Raw genomic sequence first — 18,678 nt, 5'->3', positions numbered from 1 at the left:
AACTCGCCCCCCAGAGGGAACGGTGTTCCCTTCAGGGTGAAAAAAAAGGCCACAGCTTTCGCTATGGCCGATAAGTGAAACTGAACTAACCGGTTTTAGTGTGTTATGCACGGATACTGGCGTAGTGAACAGCCCCCGTAGCAACGTCTGCCGTTTCGGGCGAAACCAGGTACATACGAGCACCATCAACGGAAGTGGGTTGCCGCGCTTCTTCGATCGGATATGGGCCACTGTCTACGTGATCTCCCCGGTCGAAGCAGTTGTAGCCTGACGTGCCGGCATCAGGTGAAATCCAATAATGCCGGATTTCACAATCGAACAACTGCGACATCTCCCCCATCACTTCACCTGACGGTGGATACCACGGCGAAGCCAGTTTTAACCTGAGTAACCCTACGTCATCCCGGCGCCAACTGGCCTGATGGCCCGCAGGAAACTCCATGCCAAAGAGCTGCATATAGAGTTCTGACGTCGTGCTCACTCCGGCCAACAGACCACTTTCACCATTGATCTCCGTCGTCAGCCGTGACGGCATCACCATCAGCATGTCGCAGTAGCAAGTCGTTTCAGGCATGAGACTGAGCCGTTCCCAGCACTCCTTCGGGTCAAATTGCCCACCGGCACCTGCAACACCAAACCAGTCGGCGTAATGTACGGCCATCAGTTGCGCCATTATCTGTTGAGCTGGAAAGGGAATGGAATCCCATTTCAGCGTATCGATGCCAGATTGCAGCCAGATTTTCTCCAGGCGCGAGATCGTTTTGGAGTCAAGCCATGCATCCTGCTCCATCAGTTCAATAAAATACTGGTACGCCTGATTGGGTGAAGTCGGTGAGCCGACTCCAGAAGCGGTTAGCATCGGATATGGTGCATATTCCACGTCCCTTACAGGCTTCAAAATGCCGGCACAGCCAGCGAGAAACAGCTTTATGGCTTGTCGAATAGCATGCCGGTAAAGCGGTTTTTCCGTGCCGGCAATCCAGGACTGCATGACATCGAGGCAAACTGACTTACCGGTAATTTCCAGTCGGTTATGGCACCATGAAAACATTGTAGAACTCCTTTTGTCGGTTGAAACAAAAAGAGGGCACCTCCCTGAGGAAGATGCCCTCAGGGGGGATGACGGCGGCTGACACCATCAGATCAAGTTAGGCCTCCTGTTCCGTTTTTCGGTTCAGGGGCGAAAACAGTTTGTTGCTTTTAAAAATAGCGGACGGAGCCGTCTGGTTTCAGTGAGCTAATACGATCGCGTAAACGGCGAACTGCACGCTCAAACATCTTACGGTCATCGGGTTTAGCCCGTTTCGAATCAAGGCGAATGACCTGGTCAAGCACATACAGCGCTTGCGTACGCCAGCTGAGACGCTCAGCGTTACTCACACAAGCGTGGAAATGACGTAAAGACTGGTCGAAAAGCCACTGTGTCTGGTCGCGGTATTCGCCAACCGGAACAAATTTTATGAGTGGCGGATGCGTTTCCGTGTGGATGGTCAGCGCGTTATTCAGATCACTGATGACAGGCTTCATAATTAAATCGTGATGCTCGTTCAGCACAGCATCGAAGAGGCTGTTAGCCATGAACGTTCGAAAGGAAAACTCTCGATCGGGTATCAGTTTTTCAGCCAGCAATGAACCATTCAAATCCGTTGATGGATTACAACCGACAGCCCACGCTGTAAGCCATTTTCCGGGATGACGATCATCCGGTACACGGACATAAATTCCTGAGTTCTTTTCGAGTGTTAATGGGCGTTGTCTGGCTCCGGTCTGGGACAAAAGCGGACGTAATTCTGTAGAAGTGAATCGGATCATATTTCCCCCTGTGAGGATAAAGAGGAAACCTCCCCGGGAGGGGAAGGTCCCTCCGGGAAGTTATTGTCAATCAAGACTTAGTCAAAACGGTAGCGTAAATCCGCTAATTGTTTTGCAAATCGGCGGCCCTCGCGTAACGCTTTTCGAGAGGAGGCAAAATGCTGGGTTCTCGTCAGCTGTTGATACCGCCAGTGGTAAGAACTGCCCCGCGTTCTACGCGATATAATGGCAGTAAATCCGTCGTGATCTTGAACGACGTCAGCACGGAAGCTACTGCGACCGCTGGGGTTGGTAAACCAAGCTACCTGCTGCTGATGCATTTCTGCAGATAGCCGGCTAAAGAACTGTGCAGTACGTGTGACAATAGACAGCATTATACTGTTCATGTTTTCTCCTTGGATTTAGCGGAGAAAACCGTCACCGCGGATGCAGGGAGGTTGTCCCCGCATGGGTTGTTAAAAAGTCATTGAAAACAACTTGTCGCTATTCCGTCGTTAACTGGCTGTTACCACGGTTCGAGTTGTTGAGACCAAAGTGACAGCCTTTCGCCCATTCTTCAGCATTAAGCTGTATACCTGCATTGGCTAATGGACGACGTAAAGCTTTTGGCCATCTTTTTTCTATACCGTAGAAATGGCATTCACCAAAAATATATGCGGCTTGGTAAACACTACGTACAGCCAATTCCTGCACTTCATGGCGATCATCAAGTTGGCCAAGAATTTGTATACAAGCTTTGGCACATTCAAGCTCTTTAGCGACATCACATAACGCTTCTGCGTCATATCTGAGCCATAGAGACCAATTTGCAAAACGTGAATTTGGTGCAAACTTACGTGCTATGCGCTCAACAAACACAGCGATAGAGCGAAGACGTTTAAATGTCGGAATGATGGTGTCCATGTTTTCTCCTTGGATTTAGCGGAGAAAACCGTCACCGCAAATGCAGGAAGATTATCCCCACATGGGTTTGAGCCTTTATCTTGAGCGACGTCGGCACGGTAAATAACTAAATAAAACGATGATAAAAAGCGTTATCCGAATCGTTCGGGTTAAAGGTGTTACTGGCCGGAACGTTAATGTTCTTAGCGTAATCGGAGGCCGGGTGAAGACGATGACGAAAACGATGGATATAACGTTTTCCAAACCACAGAAAACGTGTTTCCACTGTCTCCATGTACTGCCAGATTTCCCCACCATTATCAGCAACGGTTGGATCCGGAAGTTGACGGTTAGATTCGTGCTTTGCCAATTTGCTCCACATATAGTGCCACTCGTAGCTTTTAGGTTTAACGAGTAAAATTGGGCCGAATTCAGATGCTTTCATAGGTAAATCCTCTTGAGAGTTGAAAGAGGATTTGGCTTCACAGGGAAGTAAATCCCCGCAAGGGTAAGTAAATGATTGAGTTGCAGTAATAAGAAACTGTTAGGAATACATCAGGCTGAAGGAGCCAGATGAGTAGACAGCTCAGAGAGGTGTCATTAGAAGAAGTAGAAAAGACCTTAACCCGTAAGGGTCGCTGTTTTCAAAGGTTAACAGGTTTGAACCGCCCGAGGGCGCCATCTCTCAGGTGTTGATGGCATTGGCAAGTGATTACCCGAAGGCGTTCCTCTCAAATCACCGGAACATTGGCAGTTGTCATGATGACAACGGTTAGCGGATTTATCGTACTTCAGGTTAATGCGTTCTTCAAGGGTAATTCTTGAGTGTATCGATTCAGCCGTGAGCTAAGATTATTACAACATTTTAAAAATCTTATGGTGTGATCTATGAATAATGATGTGGAAACAGAGATCCTGGAGGATGTAGCCAACGTAGATACGGCTATCCAGGAAGATGACGATAGTTACTATGCGATGTACGTCTTCTTTTCCGACAGAAAAAAGCAGTACACCGACCGCGGGGAAACTGAACTGGCGAATAAAATGCATACCCTCGCCGATATAACCCTTATGGCATTGGATGCCGAAAGTAAAAATGAGCCAATTGTCGCTGCTGTCATATTTAGGAATGGGTCTTCTAATACTCCCGAAAACCTGCAACTTCAGCAGAGAGCATTCCTTGATAAGTTGTTTCCTCATATAAAAACAGGCTTGCTGAAATCTCGCATCGCAGAGATATCCCTTTTCCTGGATAAACCCCTTCGTTGGGAGCTTGTTGATGAAATCATTGCGGGTTACCTGCTTGAGCCGCTCTCAGAAAAGAGATGGCACACACTCCAGCAGAGCCTATGGACGCGCGCTTTATCTCTGGCACGACAGTATCGTAAAGAGGATCCGGTCACACAAATTGAAGCGCAGATAAGTCTTTATCTTGATGAACACAAGCCCGGAGGTACGGACATATCTACGGACATATCGCTGCACCTTTTTCAGTTTATACACGAGCATCATCTTCTGAGTGCTAATCTGGGTAAGAATGCGGATCACCTGATGGCGCTTGGAGCACATAAAAAGGCCGAACATCATTATTACTTAGCAGAGCGTATTTATTGTCTGGCATGTAAGTTTTATAAACTTGATAGAAACTGTCAGGAATCCCAAGCGGCTTTGTTCGAAAGCGCTGAATGCCTTTTTCTTGAGGCTGAAAACCGCGCGCAGGTTAAAGATCAGGGAAATATTATCGCCAGTGGCATGTATGAAAAGGCGTTGCAGCGGTATCGGTTGATCCCGACAGCACAGAGAGCTCATTTAGGTGCCGATATTAGGATTGACGAGTGTAGGAAAAGAATCAGAGTGCACGGCGAACTGTCACTGGACGATATGCATATGTTTAAGCTGCCTCCCTGCGACTTAACCGAACTTACGGACATTGCAGTGAATCACGTAAGGGGCAAGGGAGATATAATTAAGGCGTGCCAGTTTTTCGCCGGCTTTGGCACTATATCAGTTGAAAGCGTACGAGAGAATGATGCGCATAAACAGAGCCTTATATCAGACCTCTTTGGAGAAGTGTATCTTTCTGGTGATGGGCGGATGATAGGACGCTCAAGAGCAAATGCCACTGATCGTGCCCACCATCGCGAACTGCTGTCATTCGACTTCTCCCTAAAAATTGTCGTCGTGGGGCAGATATTGCCTGCAATGGATCAGCTCATGCAGGAATACAATTTCCCCACTCGGTTCTTTCTAGAGCTGTGCTATTGCTCTCCGCTTATCCCTGAAGACAGGATCGAATTGACTGCGAGAGGGTTGTATCTTGGATTTGAGTACCGTTTTTCTGAATCAATTCACCTTCTTTCGCCCCAAGTTGAATACTTGGTGAGGAACTTACTCAAAAAAGCAGGGGTCAAAACCAGTACGGTGGATGAGTCGGGTATTGAAAATGAAATAGGGCTGGGCTCTTTGCTGGATAAACCGGAAGCGAAAACCCTTTTTGGTGATGATATGCACTTTAACCTTAAGGCGCTGTTTACCGATCCTATTGGGGCCAATATAAGAAACTATGTAGCACACGGACTACTTAACGACTACTCATCACAGAGCGAAGCAGTAGTGTACGCGTGGTGGCTGTACTTTAAAATCATTCTCAGCTCGGTAACTTCCGCCCCCTGAGTAAGTTCACGTGGCCTTTTCCTCCTAGTTGCATCAGTAAACTATAAGTGTAATGAGACAAATACTGCCCCCAAAACGGCTGTCATTTTTCATATTTGGTGACCAGCTCTGGTAATTAATATAACGCTATGTACTAGTGCCTTCACCTGTTTTGGGAACAACTCCGAAAGTTCTTTTCTCGCTCGCAGCAGACCATTATTCATTTGCACATGTCTGCTTCGTGCCAAGAGCGGAAGTTGCAACTACCTCTGTGTATTACTCCTTTCGAAATCTACAATTATGAGATAACAATCTTACTAAAATTTGTTCAATCGGGAATAGTTATATGGTAATGTTTTTTAATTTCACGAGCATTACCACATACCACATTTGTATCAATTAAGGATAATCGAGACACTTATGAAACTATCAGATATATACCTGGGTACAACTGATGCGAAAAATGAGTTATTAACTAATAGCCCTGATGAGAGATTAAGATTCAAAAAACTATATGTCGTACCTCCTGCTTTAATTGTAGATAAATACATAAGTCATAGTAAATACTTCATTACAGGATTAAAAGGTACAGGTAAAACCGCTTTATTAAGATATATATCTATTGTCTTGGATGAGCAAAAAAACACAACATCAAAATTCATACTTTTCAAATCAGAAGTTAGTGAGGAGACCAAGAGAGATTTCAGCAAAGCCTCAAGGATTAAAGAGGTAATCGAAAACAGTTCTGACTTTGAAGGAAGTGACTTCGAAAATATTTGGCGTTGGTTTATATATAAAGTTATATCTGATATGATATCCCAAAGTGCCATTGACGCCTTTCAGAAAAATGAAAACCTCTCAAAATTCCACACTTTAATGAGTTCAGAGAAAACAGAGAAAAATGAAAGAGGATTTTTTTCAAAATTAATACCGAGCATTAGGAGAGGCAATATTGAGATCAGTAAAGACCCTAAGTTAAATCTTGATTTTGATTGGGATAACAATGGCGTCGCAAAGGTTGCTTTTTATAAATTAATCCAAGAGGCTGATTCTGCATTTGAATCACTTCAACCTTCAAAAGATGGCGTTAATATTTTCTTTGATGAGCTTGAGCTTAATTATACAACAAAGAAACAATATCAGCGTGACTCTAGGCTGTTAAGAGATTTAATTATTACGATTGAAAGAATCAATTCTATATGTAAGAAGAGTGGATTCAATCTATGTTTGTTCGCAGCTATTCGTTCTGAGGTTTTAAATTCAGTTGATTCTTTAGGAAAAGAAATAAATAAGCCACTTACTGATTTTGGTACTGATATAGTTTGGAACCGTGCTGGCGTTGATTCGATTCAACAGCCATTACTTCATATTGTAGAGCAGAGGATAAATAACTCACGAGAGGAATTCGGGTTAGGGGTATTACATCCAGCTGAGTTGTGGCGTACTTATTTCCCTAGTTTTATCCATAATAAAAAACCTCAAACATATCTCCTTCATAATTCTTGGTATCGTCCTCGTGATATTGTCAGGCTGTTACTTTCCGCACAAGAGAACTATGGTGAGGAGAGTGCTTTTAGTACTCAGTCTCTGGAAGCGATTAGAAAAAGGTATTCTTCTGCATGTTGGGTTGAATTGACTGAAGAACTTAAAGCAAAATACAAGTCAGAAGAAATAAATGGGATCAAGAATATCCTATATGGATATACTCAAATTTCAACCATTCAAGAGATTTCTAAACATGCAGAAATCATCGCAAAATCCTACGCTGATACAAATAAACTTCTTGATAAAAACTCAATGACTGAGATATTAGTAGACCTATATAGGATTGGTGTTATTGGTAATTATTCTAGTGAAGGTCAGGCAGGAAAGAAAAGATTTCGTTTCTCCTTTCGTGGGGATGATGACATTTTACTTGGTCAGAAGATTTATATACATAATGCACTCAAAGCTCATTTGTCAATAGACTGAACTAGATGTATGCACAATCATAACCCCCCTGAATAATCAGGGGGTATACTTACTGACATCTTAATGTGTAAATATAAAATATCTTCTGGCGTTTTATCTTTGATGAGTTATCGACTTAGAATTGTCTCTTTGCCTGGTAAGCATATTTCTTCTGTTCTGCTCTCCGTTGATTCGCTCAGAATGCTGATAGCAATGTCCGCAGATCGCTCTCAGCAGACCTCAGCATCACGTACTTGTCTGCTGTGTGCCAAAGCGGACGTTAACGACCAACACCGGCGGCAATTGTGCGCAGAGGAATTGCCGTCCGAATGCAGCGCCTTTTTATGTAATTACTGCATTGATTCGTTTATATCTTTGGGTAAAGGCCTCTATGCCTCCTTCCATCACTCGGCATATCTCATCACGTATGGAAGGCTCTTGAAGCCCCCCTTGCGTCACAATTCTGGTTTGGCCAGACCGAATATCAAGGGCAATGACGTTTTCCGCGTCACCATTCACGACGATGTTAGCGTTGTGCGTGACCACTAAAACCTGCCGTTTTTGTTTGATCTCACGCAATTGCGTCACGATCAGATCATAGATCAAGTGGTTATCAAGATCATCCTCAGGCTGATCAAGTACAAGAGGCTCATTGCCATATGAAAGGATAAATGCAAGGAGAGCCGCCGTTTTTTGACCCGGAGATCCTTGCTCTACGGGTTTGAAACTCTCGCCGTTCTTAAGGCTATATCTGATATCCAGAGAATCACCTGGAAACCAGCATTGAATTCGATCTATCTGTTCCGGAGTTAGCCCCTGAATGTGGGATACAAAACGTCGATCTTTGCAGGAATCTACCGCTGTAGTATCGTTTTCATGGATTGCAAGTAGCGATGATTTTAATTTCTCAATTTTATCATCCATAGTTTTGGATGGGTCTTGCGTTAAATTAGCCAGCAAACCCTCATCCCCGTCAACAACCCCAATGTCGCGGTCAAATCCGCCACTATTGCGGCCGATCAGGTTACGGAATTCTTCCTCAACCGTAAGCTTGTTTCCAAACGGAATGACATTGATCTGTACATATGAATTGCCGACGAGGGTATCCTTGAGAAAGTCCTCACGAAGCTTGGTTATCAATGCTCGATGCTCATGGAGCCTGACCAAGTATTCTTCCGCGCTCTTCTGATGCTGCGCAAGAGTTTCTCTCTTTTTGTCGAATCCCTTGAGCTTATCTTCGAAATCTTGTCGCTGCTTAACCAGAACACCATATGCAGATGGATCACCTGCATCTGCTGCGCTGAGTTGACCGAGGAGGCCGATGTATTCCTGGCTCGCCGCTGTAATTCTTTTCGATATTCCCAAGTCTGACCGCACTTGATTCCATGAGTTCTTCACATCATCAATCCGCTGCGCGATCGAGTTCATCTCTATCTGAAGCTTCTCAAACGTCGCACGGATGCCCTTGACGGTATCGAAGAGTTCTTTGTCATCCGCATTCCCAATGTCGAAATATTGTAAATCCAATTCTGCTGGCAGTAGGCTTCCAGAAATATCCCGGACCTGTTCTGCGGAACCCTCCCAAGTCGTAACCCAAGAGTCCATAGCCTTACTCTGGTTCTGTCTGAGTTGGTAAGCCTTGAGGACATCCGCGTGGCCCGCCTTTTCAAAAACATCGAGCTTGCGTTTGACGTCCTCAAGTTGACCTTTAGTTACCAATTCTTCCTGAAGTCCGGCCTGAACTTCACGTTCCTGGGCGCGAATCGAGAGATATTTGAAAACCAATTCCTCCCACTTAAGCTTCCAATCACGATGATTGACCACAGAGGCATCATCGACAACCTGCAAGAGCGCCTGGGGATGCTTCGCCAGTTCGAATATCTGTTTCTGGCTGTAAATTCTGACAGGAAATCGTTGTGCTATGTCTCCCTCAGAAACGCTCCAGATTCCAGGATCGGTTTCTTCCTCTATAGCGTATCTGTTGTCGGTGTTAGACCAGGTGATTCGAAAGCGGCCACCGTCTTTTCGAAAGCCGACGGTAATTTTTGTGGCCTCTGTTAACAGCCCTTCATCCTGACGGTCTTTCGACGTTTGACTGTATTTGATAAATTCTTTTTCAAGGCTATTGGGGATTTCTCCCTTTCGTTTGAGAGCAATCCGCAGAAACTCCAACGAAGTCGATTTCCCAGTGCCTCGTCCACCAATGATGGTGTTGAGCCAGGGATTTAATTGACAGGATAAGGATTGCCCTCGCCCCAGATACTTCGCATCATCAACTACTATACTTTCGATGGCGAGTTGTCCATGAGTGTTGGGGTCACCAGTGAAGTTGTCCGACCGCTTCAGTGAAAGAGCCCCATCAATGAGCGCAAGCCGTAATCCGTCATAGGATGGCTCCGACATTTTTACCCAGGTGAAATGACTACCAGGGTAACGTTGACTTACGGTACCGGACGGATGATGGGAATCGGTTCCAAGAACCTCCGCCCAATTCAAATTCTTTCCGATGTAGAGCTGCGGTTTTGCCTGCTCAAGGTCTATTACCTCCATAGCAAAGACACATTTGCTGTCGAGTACCTGCTCCAGTGTGTTGCCGGTACAGATCGTAAAAATTCCGCTGGCCTGATCGACATGAGCAGGTATTGCAAGTCCACCTGACTTGGCAATTTCGTCAATCACCTCGACTGCAGAGCATTCCGAACAGCCGTCGCTCTTTCCCTTGGTGGCGCGATACCTGACCGCACCGAGCAGTGTGTCAATATCAGAGGTTGTCTTGTCTTGGCCGAAAATGGCCAGAATATGGATATTCCCATGAACGGTAAGCTCAACACCTGGGAAGAGGTAGATCGGTCGATAATCCGCATGACCTTCAGATGCCAGCTCCTGGAGTGCCTGCTTGAGTGGATCAATCCAAGCACCTGAATTGTGATCCGTTATTGCGACACAATCGATGCCTTGCCGCATGTAGTTGAGCAGCCAATCCTTGTGATTGATCTGCTTATACTGGGCCTGGTCAGGGCCTTTCCCATAATCGTCCGATGCCGGAGTATGGTTGTGGAAATCAAATTTCCACCACCGTGAACCAATCCAGTTCATTTATACTGTTCCTGTTATTTTTGCATAACAACTTATTAGTGCGATCATGCAAGGTCGATAACCTTGCAAACTAGGTTACTTTGTAAGGTTAAAAAGTCTAATGTCCGCAATTCGCTCAAAGCAGACTTTCCTTACATCAGTCTACATTAATTAACTGGGAGCAGGTTAATGGAATAGTGCAAAAAGAGTCTAAAAATTAATGAATTAATAATAATTTAACCATGTGATTTTTTAAATTCCGGAATATTATTCATCCTTCTTATCTTGACCGATAATAAACCTGACGAATATAACGACCACGGCCATCGCCATGTCCAAGATCCATTGATATCATTGCCATGACCTCTTTTTCATTGAAACCCTGCGCTTTATGAAAAGACGATAACTCTCGGGCAAAATTGTAACGCATACTGTGAGGTGCTTTTTCTCCAACCAATCCAGCCTTTCGAACAAAATAACGATATCGATTAATAGCCTGATGAATACCTGGCTTATCAATAAGCTTACCATTACGTTCACTGGCTGACTTCTCAGCATAAATAATAGCTCTCAACGCTTCATCCCGATCAATTATTGTAGTATCTCGCGGACGCCCCCCTTTTGTACCAAATACAACACGTACAGATTTATCTCCATTAACGACGGCACGTTTCCAGGTCGATAATGATTTACAGGCTTCAACAGCCTCTTTCGTTCTTAAACCAAAGACAAAAGCTAATCTCATCGTTGCGGCAACACCACGGTCCTGTTTTTCTACTTCACTAAAAGCCTTCGAAAATTCCTCGCGTGTTAAAGCTGTTTTGGTACCGTCGCGATTTACACCTGAAATCCCCAGAGCTTTATTACTCAATCTTTCATTATTTGGATCTGCCAGACGATGTTTACCTGCCGCGCTGAAAATCCCCCGTAACACAGACATTTCATTTTGAAGTGTTCGATGACTTATTTTCTGCGCTTTTCGAAATGTAATATAATTTTCAACGTAACGAACTTTCAACGAATCGACGCTGCGAAGTTTAATCCCACTATTTTTAAGGTGATCAAGAAAATAACGTCCAACCCTCTGACGATCGGCGATCGTTGCATATCCTCCAGCTCCTTTCCTGGCCAAAGATATGAAGTCCTTCCTAAACCCTTCAATTTTTGAACGCGTACTTTTTTGCTTCATCCTACCCTCTTCTACCTACAATCACGGTTCTTTCAGCCGTGAGTAGCCCACAGGCAGCTCACGGCTGAAAGAACCTCAACCAAGACCAGTGCGTTGGTCAGACGTCCATGCGTGTCGGTTCGTTTGCCATCATGGCCGTCAGGTACTGTGTAGCATGGCGAGGCTGAGTTGAGTTATTGCAGGAGCCCGTTAAGCACTCTGTGCGACGGTGGTTATGCTCCCCGTTCACCTGATTACGATGAACGCCTCAGTACCTGGACGATTTTCTCCTTATTTCATGTAGTTAAAGTCCTAAACTGGACATTGGTTGATATTTTCGTTTTGCGGCCGTCCGTGAAAACGGACGCAAAACATAGACGTATTAAAAATTACGATTTGGTGATTCCCGTGAAAACACCTTTAAAATCGTTCGTGAAGGCACGTATTACGTGGTTTTGACGTATGCCGCTTTGCGGCGTCACTTGGTACTCGTTTCACTCGAACGCAAGTGACGCCGCGCTCCTCTGCTCTCAATGCAGTCGTGGAAGATGCCCGAATGTTCCAAATGGTCATATCCACGCCGCAAAGTTTGCAACGGATGCAGTCGTCAAGAATTGAGACGAAACGAAGAAAACAGACTAGAAAGCCCGTGGGAGAACTGTCAGAGACAGTATCTTGAGTGAAGTAAGATCCTTTATCGCTATCACAACGATCCCCATTTTCAAAGGCTAACGGGTTTACCGCCCGAAGGCTCCGTCTCTCAGGTCATGACGGTTTTGGCATGCAATCACCCGAAGGCGTCCTTCTCAGATTGCTAGGACATTGGCGTGTTGCTTAAAGCAACGGTACAACGATGTAAATACTATCTCGAGTCGTGCCCTATTTTCAAGTTCTGAACATAGAAACATAGAAAATGTGATGAAGATAAATTATTCAGTTTATTGATCAGGGCATAAATACCATGCCCCTACCTCACATAATGAGCTTAATCGCAAGTCGGTCTTTGAGTGCCATTTTATTGAGTATAGACAATATTAAATCTATTTATGTCGTAAGCATGCTCATAATCATTGATAACTAAAGTACTATGGTGGGAAAAACAAAAGACAGCGCAGCCAATATTGGAGAAATATAGACAACCTATAATTCGGCAAATATCTATAGAAAGATATTACCAGTCAAATATAAATTCGGAGATGGAGGTGTTATCTGAAAATACATATCAGTGACAACATCGTAGAATAACGCACATACAAAAAATCTTTATAAAATTGATAAAACAGCCCACAAGGAGTGGGCATAAATCAACAATTAAAAACACAAGCAAATATAAAAATATGATAATTTTAATTACAAGTGGGGTCTTGCGTTCCATTTAATTGAACATCCACAATATTAAATTCATTTTTATCACAAGTTAATTCATAACCATTGACAAACCAAAAACGAGTCAACATTTTAAGGTCATTATTATTTTTTTTATTAAAATATGTCATCGCAACGATTTCATAATCTCCAGTATAAATGTACTTTGGCGTTGGTCCCGTCATTGGCTCATTCCACCAATGTGATAACTGCCTTTTTCCATTAGTAGGAGTATCAATGCTTTTCTTTTTAAAAACAGCATTAACTTCCTCTTGGTTTTTATCAAAAGGATGCTGTTTAAAATACGCCATAACCAAATCAATCATTGCTTGTTGACCTTTGGGCGCATTAATGACCACGTAATTTTCATTGTCCCCTACAGATACAATGGTCGGAGAACCAAAGGACACAGCCGCAGAGATTGGGCCAATATAATTAATCCATAAAGCAGTTAATACATGCAGTAGTACGTTGCCACACGCATAACGCCATTTAAGCCGGTGCCGACTACATATAAACACAAGGGTGGATATAGGACTCATCACCCATATCAGTGGCAACATCGTGGAGTAGTGTATATAAAAAAAAGAATTTTCATCAAATTGATGAAGACGCCCTACCACGAGGAGTAAGTAATTAATGATCAAAAAAGCGAAGGTGATATTCATAACGCTCCTTTAATGGGATAATCCATTTCCATAACGGTAATAAAGGGTTTATACCCAAATGTCTTCAGATGCTGCAGAATAAACCAGCTTCGGAACCCTAAAAGCATGCCATATTTTTTTATGGATCCGTTGGTAGGATCAGGTCCTACATCGGGTATATCTAATCCAAAATGGTCATAGAACGTGACACGAATCTTGCCAGTATAAAAACGACCAACTTTATCATATTGGACCAGCTCCGCTTTGGCTGCCCATACGTCATTGATTGTGATAGTCAGCCCCCCATAAATATCACTAACAGAGTGGAATGTGGGGGGACGGAGAGTGCTCTCCCCTGGCTCCTGATATTGAGGTATCCAATTATCTAAAGGGAGTTGATTGATTTCGCCTTGTTGCTTTTTTATGGTTCTATGAACGCCTTTAAGTAAACGATTAACAAAAGCTTGAGTACCAGGATGTGCACGCACAGCTCGCGTCAAATCTGGATGCCTAAATTCACCACCCTCCTTTTTTTCAAATTTGGCGATCATCGCGAGGATCACGAACTTCAAGTCGCCAGCAGAGAACAGTATTGTTGTCATCTCTCTAAATTTCTGGAAGAAAAAATCAGGAGATTCGAAGTCAACCGTCCAATCATCCACAGCAAACATATGCGTATTCATATACGTAGGAATAGCTGTAATTTCTTCTTTAGTCATATCACCGTAGAGCATGTCTGCCGCAGGTGTTCCATCAGCGTTCAATCCCGGCTTATGTTTCGTCTCGTACACCAGAATAGGGAGATCGACACGCGTCGCACTGGTGGTATCGGTCACTTCAATGACCTTGAGCGTCGGTTCGGGTTCGGTTCGCGGCGTAGCCGGCCGAGGCGCAAAGCCCCAGCCCGCTTTCTGCGCCGGGGCGTTGACCTTGGCGCGGGCGTAGGCGTTTTGGACGGTATTGGAAAAGTCGCGGCTGGCATTGATATCCAACGTACCGGCATTTAACGAACAACAGGCGTGTTCTTGTGAGCCTAATACGACGGTTTTGGCATCCAGAGCGCTGCCTTTTTCAGGCGATAAGATACGAGTAAATTCGTCTGGGGTGAGCTCATCCAGACGCTTGGTGATCAGCATGTTCCATTCCTTGTAAACAGATCTCTCCTTGTAAAGCGTGCGTATTCTATGCGCAGGATATTGTTATGTAAATGAGCGTTCTCTCACGAAAAACACACTAAACGAAGGTAAGAATCAGCTAGGGATGGGCGAACTGATCGCTAGCTATAAGTGCCGGTATATAGAGTCAGAGGTAATTTACGAGCTATTTAGCAAAATTATTGTTAAGTGCTCAAATATTTGCCAGTTCTTCAGAGAACTAGTAATCTAAGATAGATTTTTGAGTAAGAGTGAAAGACTTGATTTGTCCATTTCTTCCTTTCGCTACAACCTAAAACACAGGAAACACCGCTATGTGTAAAAATGGATTTGATACTGATGATTTGGAGCTTACATTGACACGGTTCACCAATAAACGTCGTAATATAGTATTTGATGAATCCAAACTAAAGCGGAAAGAAAACGCACCTATTGCATTGACCGGTGCAACTGGTGAATTAGGTAGTTCAGTGCTTTCAGGAGTGATGTCTTCGATTTCCAGCTCACAAGAATCTAACAATGAATATAAATCCCCAATAAGATTCAGTTGGGAAAAGAAAGGCTTCTTTAGGAATAAAGATGGATTCAATTAAGCGGTAGATCTCCCTTACTACCGCTTTTTGAGTGTAACTAATAAACTTAATTTACTTCAACGCTCCTTTCACTCCGCCCATAGCACTCTTCGCTCCACCAACTACCGTTTCTTGTGCTGATCGGCCTGCTTCTACCCCAGCATCCATCGGCATTTTAGCGCCATCACTCAAATGGCTCGCCATCGAACCAATACGTGCTCCAGCCCAGCCCAGCATTCCCACCCAGAATGCAGGAAACACTACGTACATCATCCCCAGCACCAGGTTCATAATCCAACCGTCGGTTGTTGAACTAACAAAGTTAGCGAATGGAACAGAACTGCTAGCAAGTCCCTGTTGCGCCATATTGTCATAAAGGATGGTAATAAGACGGTCATCAAGCCAACCGGCTAATTCCCACCAGAAGGTGATGAACTGTAGTGCAAAAAGCGCAAATGATATGGTCACTACTGTTTTAGGTTCATAAGCGCTGAACATCATCAGTATGGGTATAACCGTAATGATCATCATTTGTAGCAACGCCTGAATCATGGGCAGTGCCTGCTTTAACGCATCAAATCCTGGTAGCGCCTCTGCCTGCTTAAGGCCAAGTCCGATAGTAGAGGTCAGCCGTGTCGCATTACCAACCACTCCAGTAATACTATCGGAGTTACTGACAGCATAAGTCTCCCCGTCTCCGGAAAGGCCAGCATTTCTCGGACTTACTAACCACCGCAAAGCTGCTTCTTCCCATTGCTGACCAGGAAACTGCCATTGTGCTTGCTTACGGGTGTATTCACTGAACATCCCCAACACGCGTTTACGGAGCCCTGATGAACTATCAGACCACCATATTTTACAGGTGGGGTATCCACCTTGGCCAGTATCGGGGTACCCACTATCGCGCGTATTGTCATACGGCCACTGGCTGCGTGGTGTCATTGATGTGTAGTAGTCGTAGTAGCCGGATGTATTCAGAAAATAGTCGCTGCCGATCCAACCTACAGAGTTAATAGTCGCATCAGTCAGTTGGCTATTGCTGTTCTTCAGTCGGAAGTACGCTCGGGAATAACACTGGTTGGCGAATTCTTGTACCTCTTGCAACAACACCGGATCACGCAGCTTTGTGTTCTGCACATCAAAGCGCATCTGGCGCAGTTGTGTGCCGCAGGGAATGGAAGCAATCATCGCCTGCGTAGTCCCCTTCGACATCATGTGCAGCAGATACCACCAAATGGGCACCTGCGCAGTGCGACCGTCAAAGTCATGTACCAGCCCGCCGTAGCCTGAAGCCTGTGGGAGCGGTACGCTGATACCACACTGTTTTGCCCGTGAGCTGTCGAATTTCATCGTACTAATATCTAGCGGAAGCAACGGGATACAGCAGAACAGCATGACCAAAAATGAGACGTAAACAGCGTGTTCAATTCGAGGTAGCGCGAGCAGTCCTTTATTCCCTTCATCAGCACCCTCCTCCCGGACTTTAAGCCACACGCCCACAACCTTAAAGATTAGCGGCAAAGCAAACAATCCCGTACTGCCGAGAATGCTCCACATGGCGTTGTTCATTACCCAGCCGAAAAGGACAAGAAAATACTCCAGATAACTATTCGCAGTCATTTTCTTCTCCTTACACCGTACCTATCCAGGCCACACACTCTATTGCCAGAATAAAAAGTCCCCCGAGTAACTCGGTTCGTGGCAGACGAGAACGGGTCTCTGGCCAACGCTTCAGCAGCAAGGGGCGAACCTTTATCAACCAGACCGCCATGATGCCGGCGTACATCATCAGCCTCCAGGCAAACAACGCCCAGCGGCTGTCATGCAGCCAACGACGCACCAAATGTCCGTCTGGGTCATAAGCCATCATCACGGAAGCCAGCGCGAACATGCCGGCACTGATCAATAGTAAAGCGATGATCGTTATTACAATGCGGCCGGCACGACCGCGAATCAAAGAAAGCATCATCTCACTGGGCTCCTGAAGATTGGGACTGATTCATCTGGCCAAACCCTTGATCCTGGTTACCGGTCTTCTGCTGTAATTGGTTATCCTGATTACGGGAACCCTGACGCGCCAACGTAGTCAGCAGACTGTTATTACTAATCGACTTACGAAGTTCCATTTCATTACGCAAAGCATTCAATTCACGGTCCAGCGCATCAATACGGCGGTCACCCTCAGCAATTGCCTCAAGTTGCTCCGCGGCATTAGGCTCTGATGCACCGGTGGTCAGCATACGGCGCATAGTGAGTGCGGTTTCTACGGTGTCTGCCATCGCCAACTCGCCAGCGAGGCGCTGTACTAATGCACCCTTATCGGGATCGTCACGCAGAGACTGGATGACACCGCGCGTGACCACCAGGCTACCGGTTTTGAGGGCAGCAAGGTTATCGCTCGTGGGTTGAAGTTCACCGCCGATTAATTTACTGAGCTGTTCAAGATTCGCTTTGGTTGCATCTTCAAGTACTGGAGAGAACCCCGTGCCAGCAAGAGTACTCCCCGGCTGATTGTCAGCCCCCCCACTGGTGCATCCACTTGTTTCACGACAGGTTCGGATAGAACGATCACCGAGTACTTTCACTACAGCAGCTGCTGCCGCGTCTGAAGATGGCCACCGCTGACACATAGTGCCAGTACAATTTCCAGAACCGACACTGCTGTTGCTGGTCACCGGCAGGCTGTTCATCATGTTGTAACCTGCTTTCGCCAAATCACGCGTGGGTTGGATAGCTTGTTGGCCTTTCCCTCCTCTGCGCTGTCCTCCTACCCAGGTCACCCCCTCCTCCCCGGTTGCTTTCTGAAGTTTTTGATCGCTTGAGACCGCATCGCCATCGCTCGTAGACACAATATCCTTGTACTCTTCAGATACAGCTGCCTGCTGCCATTTGCTCCCGAGAGTGTAATCGGCCAGTTTTTTCGACATGTTCTGACAGTTGAGCTGGGATTTATCAAAGTTAATCCCAGCTTGTAACACCCCATTTGTGAGCATTTCATACAGACCCGGGTTCGCGCGCTGAATAACCATCGCTGGCATGCTCATCACTGCGCCAGTGGCACCTTGGATTACATTCCCCATCAGATCTTTAAACCCACTTGTGATGCCGTTAAGCTGATTTCCCACGGTTGTTTTCAGATCGAAGTTGCCGCACATCAGATCACTACTCCATCCACCGTTTAATCCGAGCCGCGACATATTGCTACGGCTTGGCGGAGGCGAAATAACCGAACCGCCACCGATCGAATAAAACAGGCCATCATTAATGGCTCCACTAACAGATGCACCGGACGAAGACAGCGAGGTGTCGACCGCTCTTGCCGAAACGGAAATAACGGAAAGAGCCGTAATCGCCGCCACACGGCGCAATTGTTTTCTATGCTGCTGTTTCATAGATGTCCC

At 45.4% G+C, this 18,678-nt stretch carries 15 protein-coding genes; 3 read left to right on the top strand and 12 right to left on the bottom strand.

The window, feature by feature from the left end; genetic code table 11:
- Window positions 1–103: 103 nt before the first annotated feature.
- From I6N93_RS04055 to I6N93_RS04035, 5 genes are all read right to left on the bottom strand, one after another.
- Window positions 104–1,051, bottom strand: a complete 948-nt coding sequence (locus I6N93_RS04055) for a DUF1281 domain-containing protein (RefSeq protein ID WP_085686783.1) — start codon at window positions 1,049–1,051, stop codon at window positions 104–106.
- 149 nt (window positions 1,052–1,200) lie between these two features.
- On the bottom strand, window positions 1,201–1,812 hold the full coding sequence (locus tag I6N93_RS04050) for a hypothetical protein (protein ID WP_085686784.1): 612 nt from the start codon (window positions 1,810–1,812) through the stop codon (window positions 1,201–1,203).
- A 77-nt stretch (window positions 1,813–1,889) separates the two neighbouring features.
- Entirely contained in the window at window positions 1,890–2,198 is a 309-nt protein-coding gene (locus I6N93_RS04045; RefSeq protein WP_085686786.1) for a hypothetical protein, read from the bottom strand.
- A gap of 97 nt (window positions 2,199–2,295) precedes the next feature.
- Window positions 2,296–2,715, bottom strand: coding sequence for a hypothetical protein (locus I6N93_RS04040; protein ID WP_085686788.1), 420 nt, complete (start codon window positions 2,713–2,715; stop codon window positions 2,296–2,298).
- A gap of 106 nt (window positions 2,716–2,821) precedes the next feature.
- Entirely contained in the window at window positions 2,822–3,139 is a 318-nt protein-coding gene (locus tag I6N93_RS04035; RefSeq protein ID WP_085686790.1) for a hypothetical protein, read from the bottom strand.
- A 443-nt stretch (window positions 3,140–3,582) separates the two neighbouring features.
- Here I6N93_RS04035 and I6N93_RS04030 point away from each other — a divergent pair, with 443 nt between their 5' ends.
- Both I6N93_RS04030 and I6N93_RS04025 read left to right on the top strand, forming a co-directional pair.
- Window positions 3,583–5,367 carry a DUF4209 domain-containing protein gene (locus I6N93_RS04030; protein WP_085686792.1) on the top strand — a complete coding sequence of 595 codons (1,785 nt, stop codon included), beginning with the start codon at window positions 3,583–3,585 and terminating at the stop codon, window positions 5,365–5,367.
- A 399-nt stretch (window positions 5,368–5,766) separates the two neighbouring features.
- Window positions 5,767–7,317, top strand: a complete 1,551-nt coding sequence (locus I6N93_RS04025) for a P-loop ATPase, Sll1717 family (RefSeq protein WP_085686794.1) — start codon at window positions 5,767–5,769, stop codon at window positions 7,315–7,317.
- 321 nt (window positions 7,318–7,638) lie between these two features.
- Here I6N93_RS04025 and I6N93_RS04020 read toward each other — a convergent pair whose 3' ends face one another.
- From I6N93_RS04020 to I6N93_RS04005, 4 genes are all read right to left on the bottom strand, one after another.
- Window positions 7,639–10,392: a TrlF family AAA-like ATPase gene (locus I6N93_RS04020; protein ID WP_085686796.1), complete on the bottom strand. Its 2,754-nt coding sequence runs from the start codon at window positions 10,390–10,392 to the stop codon at window positions 7,639–7,641.
- A 259-nt stretch (window positions 10,393–10,651) separates the two neighbouring features.
- Window positions 10,652–11,560: an integrase domain-containing protein gene (locus tag I6N93_RS04015; protein ID WP_085686798.1), complete on the bottom strand. Its 909-nt coding sequence runs from the start codon at window positions 11,558–11,560 to the stop codon at window positions 10,652–10,654.
- A 1,325-nt stretch (window positions 11,561–12,885) separates the two neighbouring features.
- The gene (locus tag I6N93_RS04010; protein WP_085686800.1) at window positions 12,886–13,572 is read right to left on the bottom strand and encodes a hypothetical protein; all 687 of its coding nucleotides are present in this window, start codon (window positions 13,570–13,572) and stop codon (window positions 12,886–12,888) included.
- Complete coding sequence (locus tag I6N93_RS04005) at window positions 13,569–14,687, bottom strand: DUF3289 family protein (protein WP_085686802.1); 1,119 nt, start codon at window positions 14,685–14,687, stop codon at window positions 13,569–13,571. The genes I6N93_RS04010 and I6N93_RS04005 overlap by 4 nt, the downstream gene beginning before the upstream one ends.
- Before the next feature lie 332 nt (window positions 14,688–15,019).
- Here I6N93_RS04005 and I6N93_RS04000 point away from each other — a divergent pair, with 332 nt between their 5' ends.
- A complete protein-coding gene (locus tag I6N93_RS04000; protein ID WP_085686804.1) occupies window positions 15,020–15,298 on the top strand; it encodes a hypothetical protein in 279 nt (92 codons plus the stop codon).
- Between the two features lie 51 nt (window positions 15,299–15,349).
- Here I6N93_RS04000 and I6N93_RS03995 read toward each other — a convergent pair whose 3' ends face one another.
- Genes I6N93_RS03995 through I6N93_RS03985 form a run of 3 tightly spaced genes read right to left on the bottom strand, consistent with a single transcriptional unit; the run spans window position 15,350 to window position 18,669 of the window.
- Window positions 15,350–16,897, bottom strand: coding sequence for a conjugal transfer protein TraG N-terminal domain-containing protein (locus I6N93_RS03995; RefSeq protein ID WP_085686806.1), 1,548 nt, complete (start codon window positions 16,895–16,897; stop codon window positions 15,350–15,352).
- 10 nt (window positions 16,898–16,907) lie between these two features.
- On the bottom strand, window positions 16,908–17,246 hold the full coding sequence (locus I6N93_RS03990; protein ID WP_085686808.1) for a hypothetical protein: 339 nt from the start codon (window positions 17,244–17,246) through the stop codon (window positions 16,908–16,910).
- Window position 17,247: 1 nt separating this feature from the next.
- Complete coding sequence (locus I6N93_RS03985) at window positions 17,248–18,669, bottom strand: integrating conjugative element protein (protein WP_112111539.1); 1,422 nt, start codon at window positions 18,667–18,669, stop codon at window positions 17,248–17,250.
- Window positions 18,670–18,678 lie beyond the last annotated feature (9 nt).

The organism is Lonsdalea populi (assembly GCF_015999465.1).
Taxonomy (GTDB): Bacteria; Pseudomonadota; Gammaproteobacteria; order Enterobacterales; family Enterobacteriaceae; genus Lonsdalea; species Lonsdalea populi.
The sequence above is the reverse complement of the archived record's forward strand: the minus strand, read 5'-3'. Positions and strand labels throughout refer to the sequence as shown.

Excerpts from the sequence above, each read along its gene's own strand:
- I6N93_RS03985 (WP_112111539.1), bottom strand. The coding sequence starts at position 18,669 with ATGAAACAGCAGCATAGAAAACAATTGCGCCGTGTGGCGGCGATTACG.
- I6N93_RS04055 (WP_085686783.1), bottom strand. The coding sequence starts at position 1,051 with ATGTTTTCATGGTGCCATAACCGACTGGAAATTACCGGTAAGTCAGTT.
- I6N93_RS04035 (WP_085686790.1), bottom strand. The coding sequence starts at position 3,139 with ATGAAAGCATCTGAATTCGGCCCAATTTTACTCGTTAAACCTAAAAGC.
- I6N93_RS03995 (WP_085686806.1), bottom strand. The coding sequence starts at position 16,897 with ATGACTGCGAATAGTTATCTGGAGTATTTTCTTGTCCTTTTCGGCTGG.
- I6N93_RS04025 (WP_085686794.1), top strand. The coding sequence starts at position 5,767 with ATGAAACTATCAGATATATACCTGGGTACAACTGATGCGAAAAATGAG.
- I6N93_RS04050 (WP_085686784.1), bottom strand. The coding sequence starts at position 1,812 with ATGATCCGATTCACTTCTACAGAATTACGTCCGCTTTTGTCCCAGACC.
- I6N93_RS04040 (WP_085686788.1), bottom strand. The coding sequence starts at position 2,715 with ATGGACACCATCATTCCGACATTTAAACGTCTTCGCTCTATCGCTGTG.
- I6N93_RS04000 (WP_085686804.1), top strand. The coding sequence starts at position 15,020 with ATGTGTAAAAATGGATTTGATACTGATGATTTGGAGCTTACATTGACA.
- I6N93_RS04045 (WP_085686786.1), bottom strand. The coding sequence starts at position 2,198 with ATGAACAGTATAATGCTGTCTATTGTCACACGTACTGCACAGTTCTTT.
- I6N93_RS04015 (WP_085686798.1), bottom strand. The coding sequence starts at position 11,560 with ATGAAGCAAAAAAGTACGCGTTCAAAAATTGAAGGGTTTAGGAAGGAC.
- I6N93_RS04030 (WP_085686792.1), top strand. The coding sequence starts at position 3,583 with ATGAATAATGATGTGGAAACAGAGATCCTGGAGGATGTAGCCAACGTA.
- I6N93_RS03990 (WP_085686808.1), bottom strand. The coding sequence starts at position 17,246 with ATGATGCTTTCTTTGATTCGCGGTCGTGCCGGCCGCATTGTAATAACG.
- I6N93_RS04010 (WP_085686800.1), bottom strand. The coding sequence starts at position 13,572 with ATGAATATCACCTTCGCTTTTTTGATCATTAATTACTTACTCCTCGTG.
- I6N93_RS04005 (WP_085686802.1), bottom strand. The coding sequence starts at position 14,687 with ATGCTGATCACCAAGCGTCTGGATGAGCTCACCCCAGACGAATTTACT.
- I6N93_RS04020 (WP_085686796.1), bottom strand. The coding sequence starts at position 10,392 with ATGAACTGGATTGGTTCACGGTGGTGGAAATTTGATTTCCACAACCAT.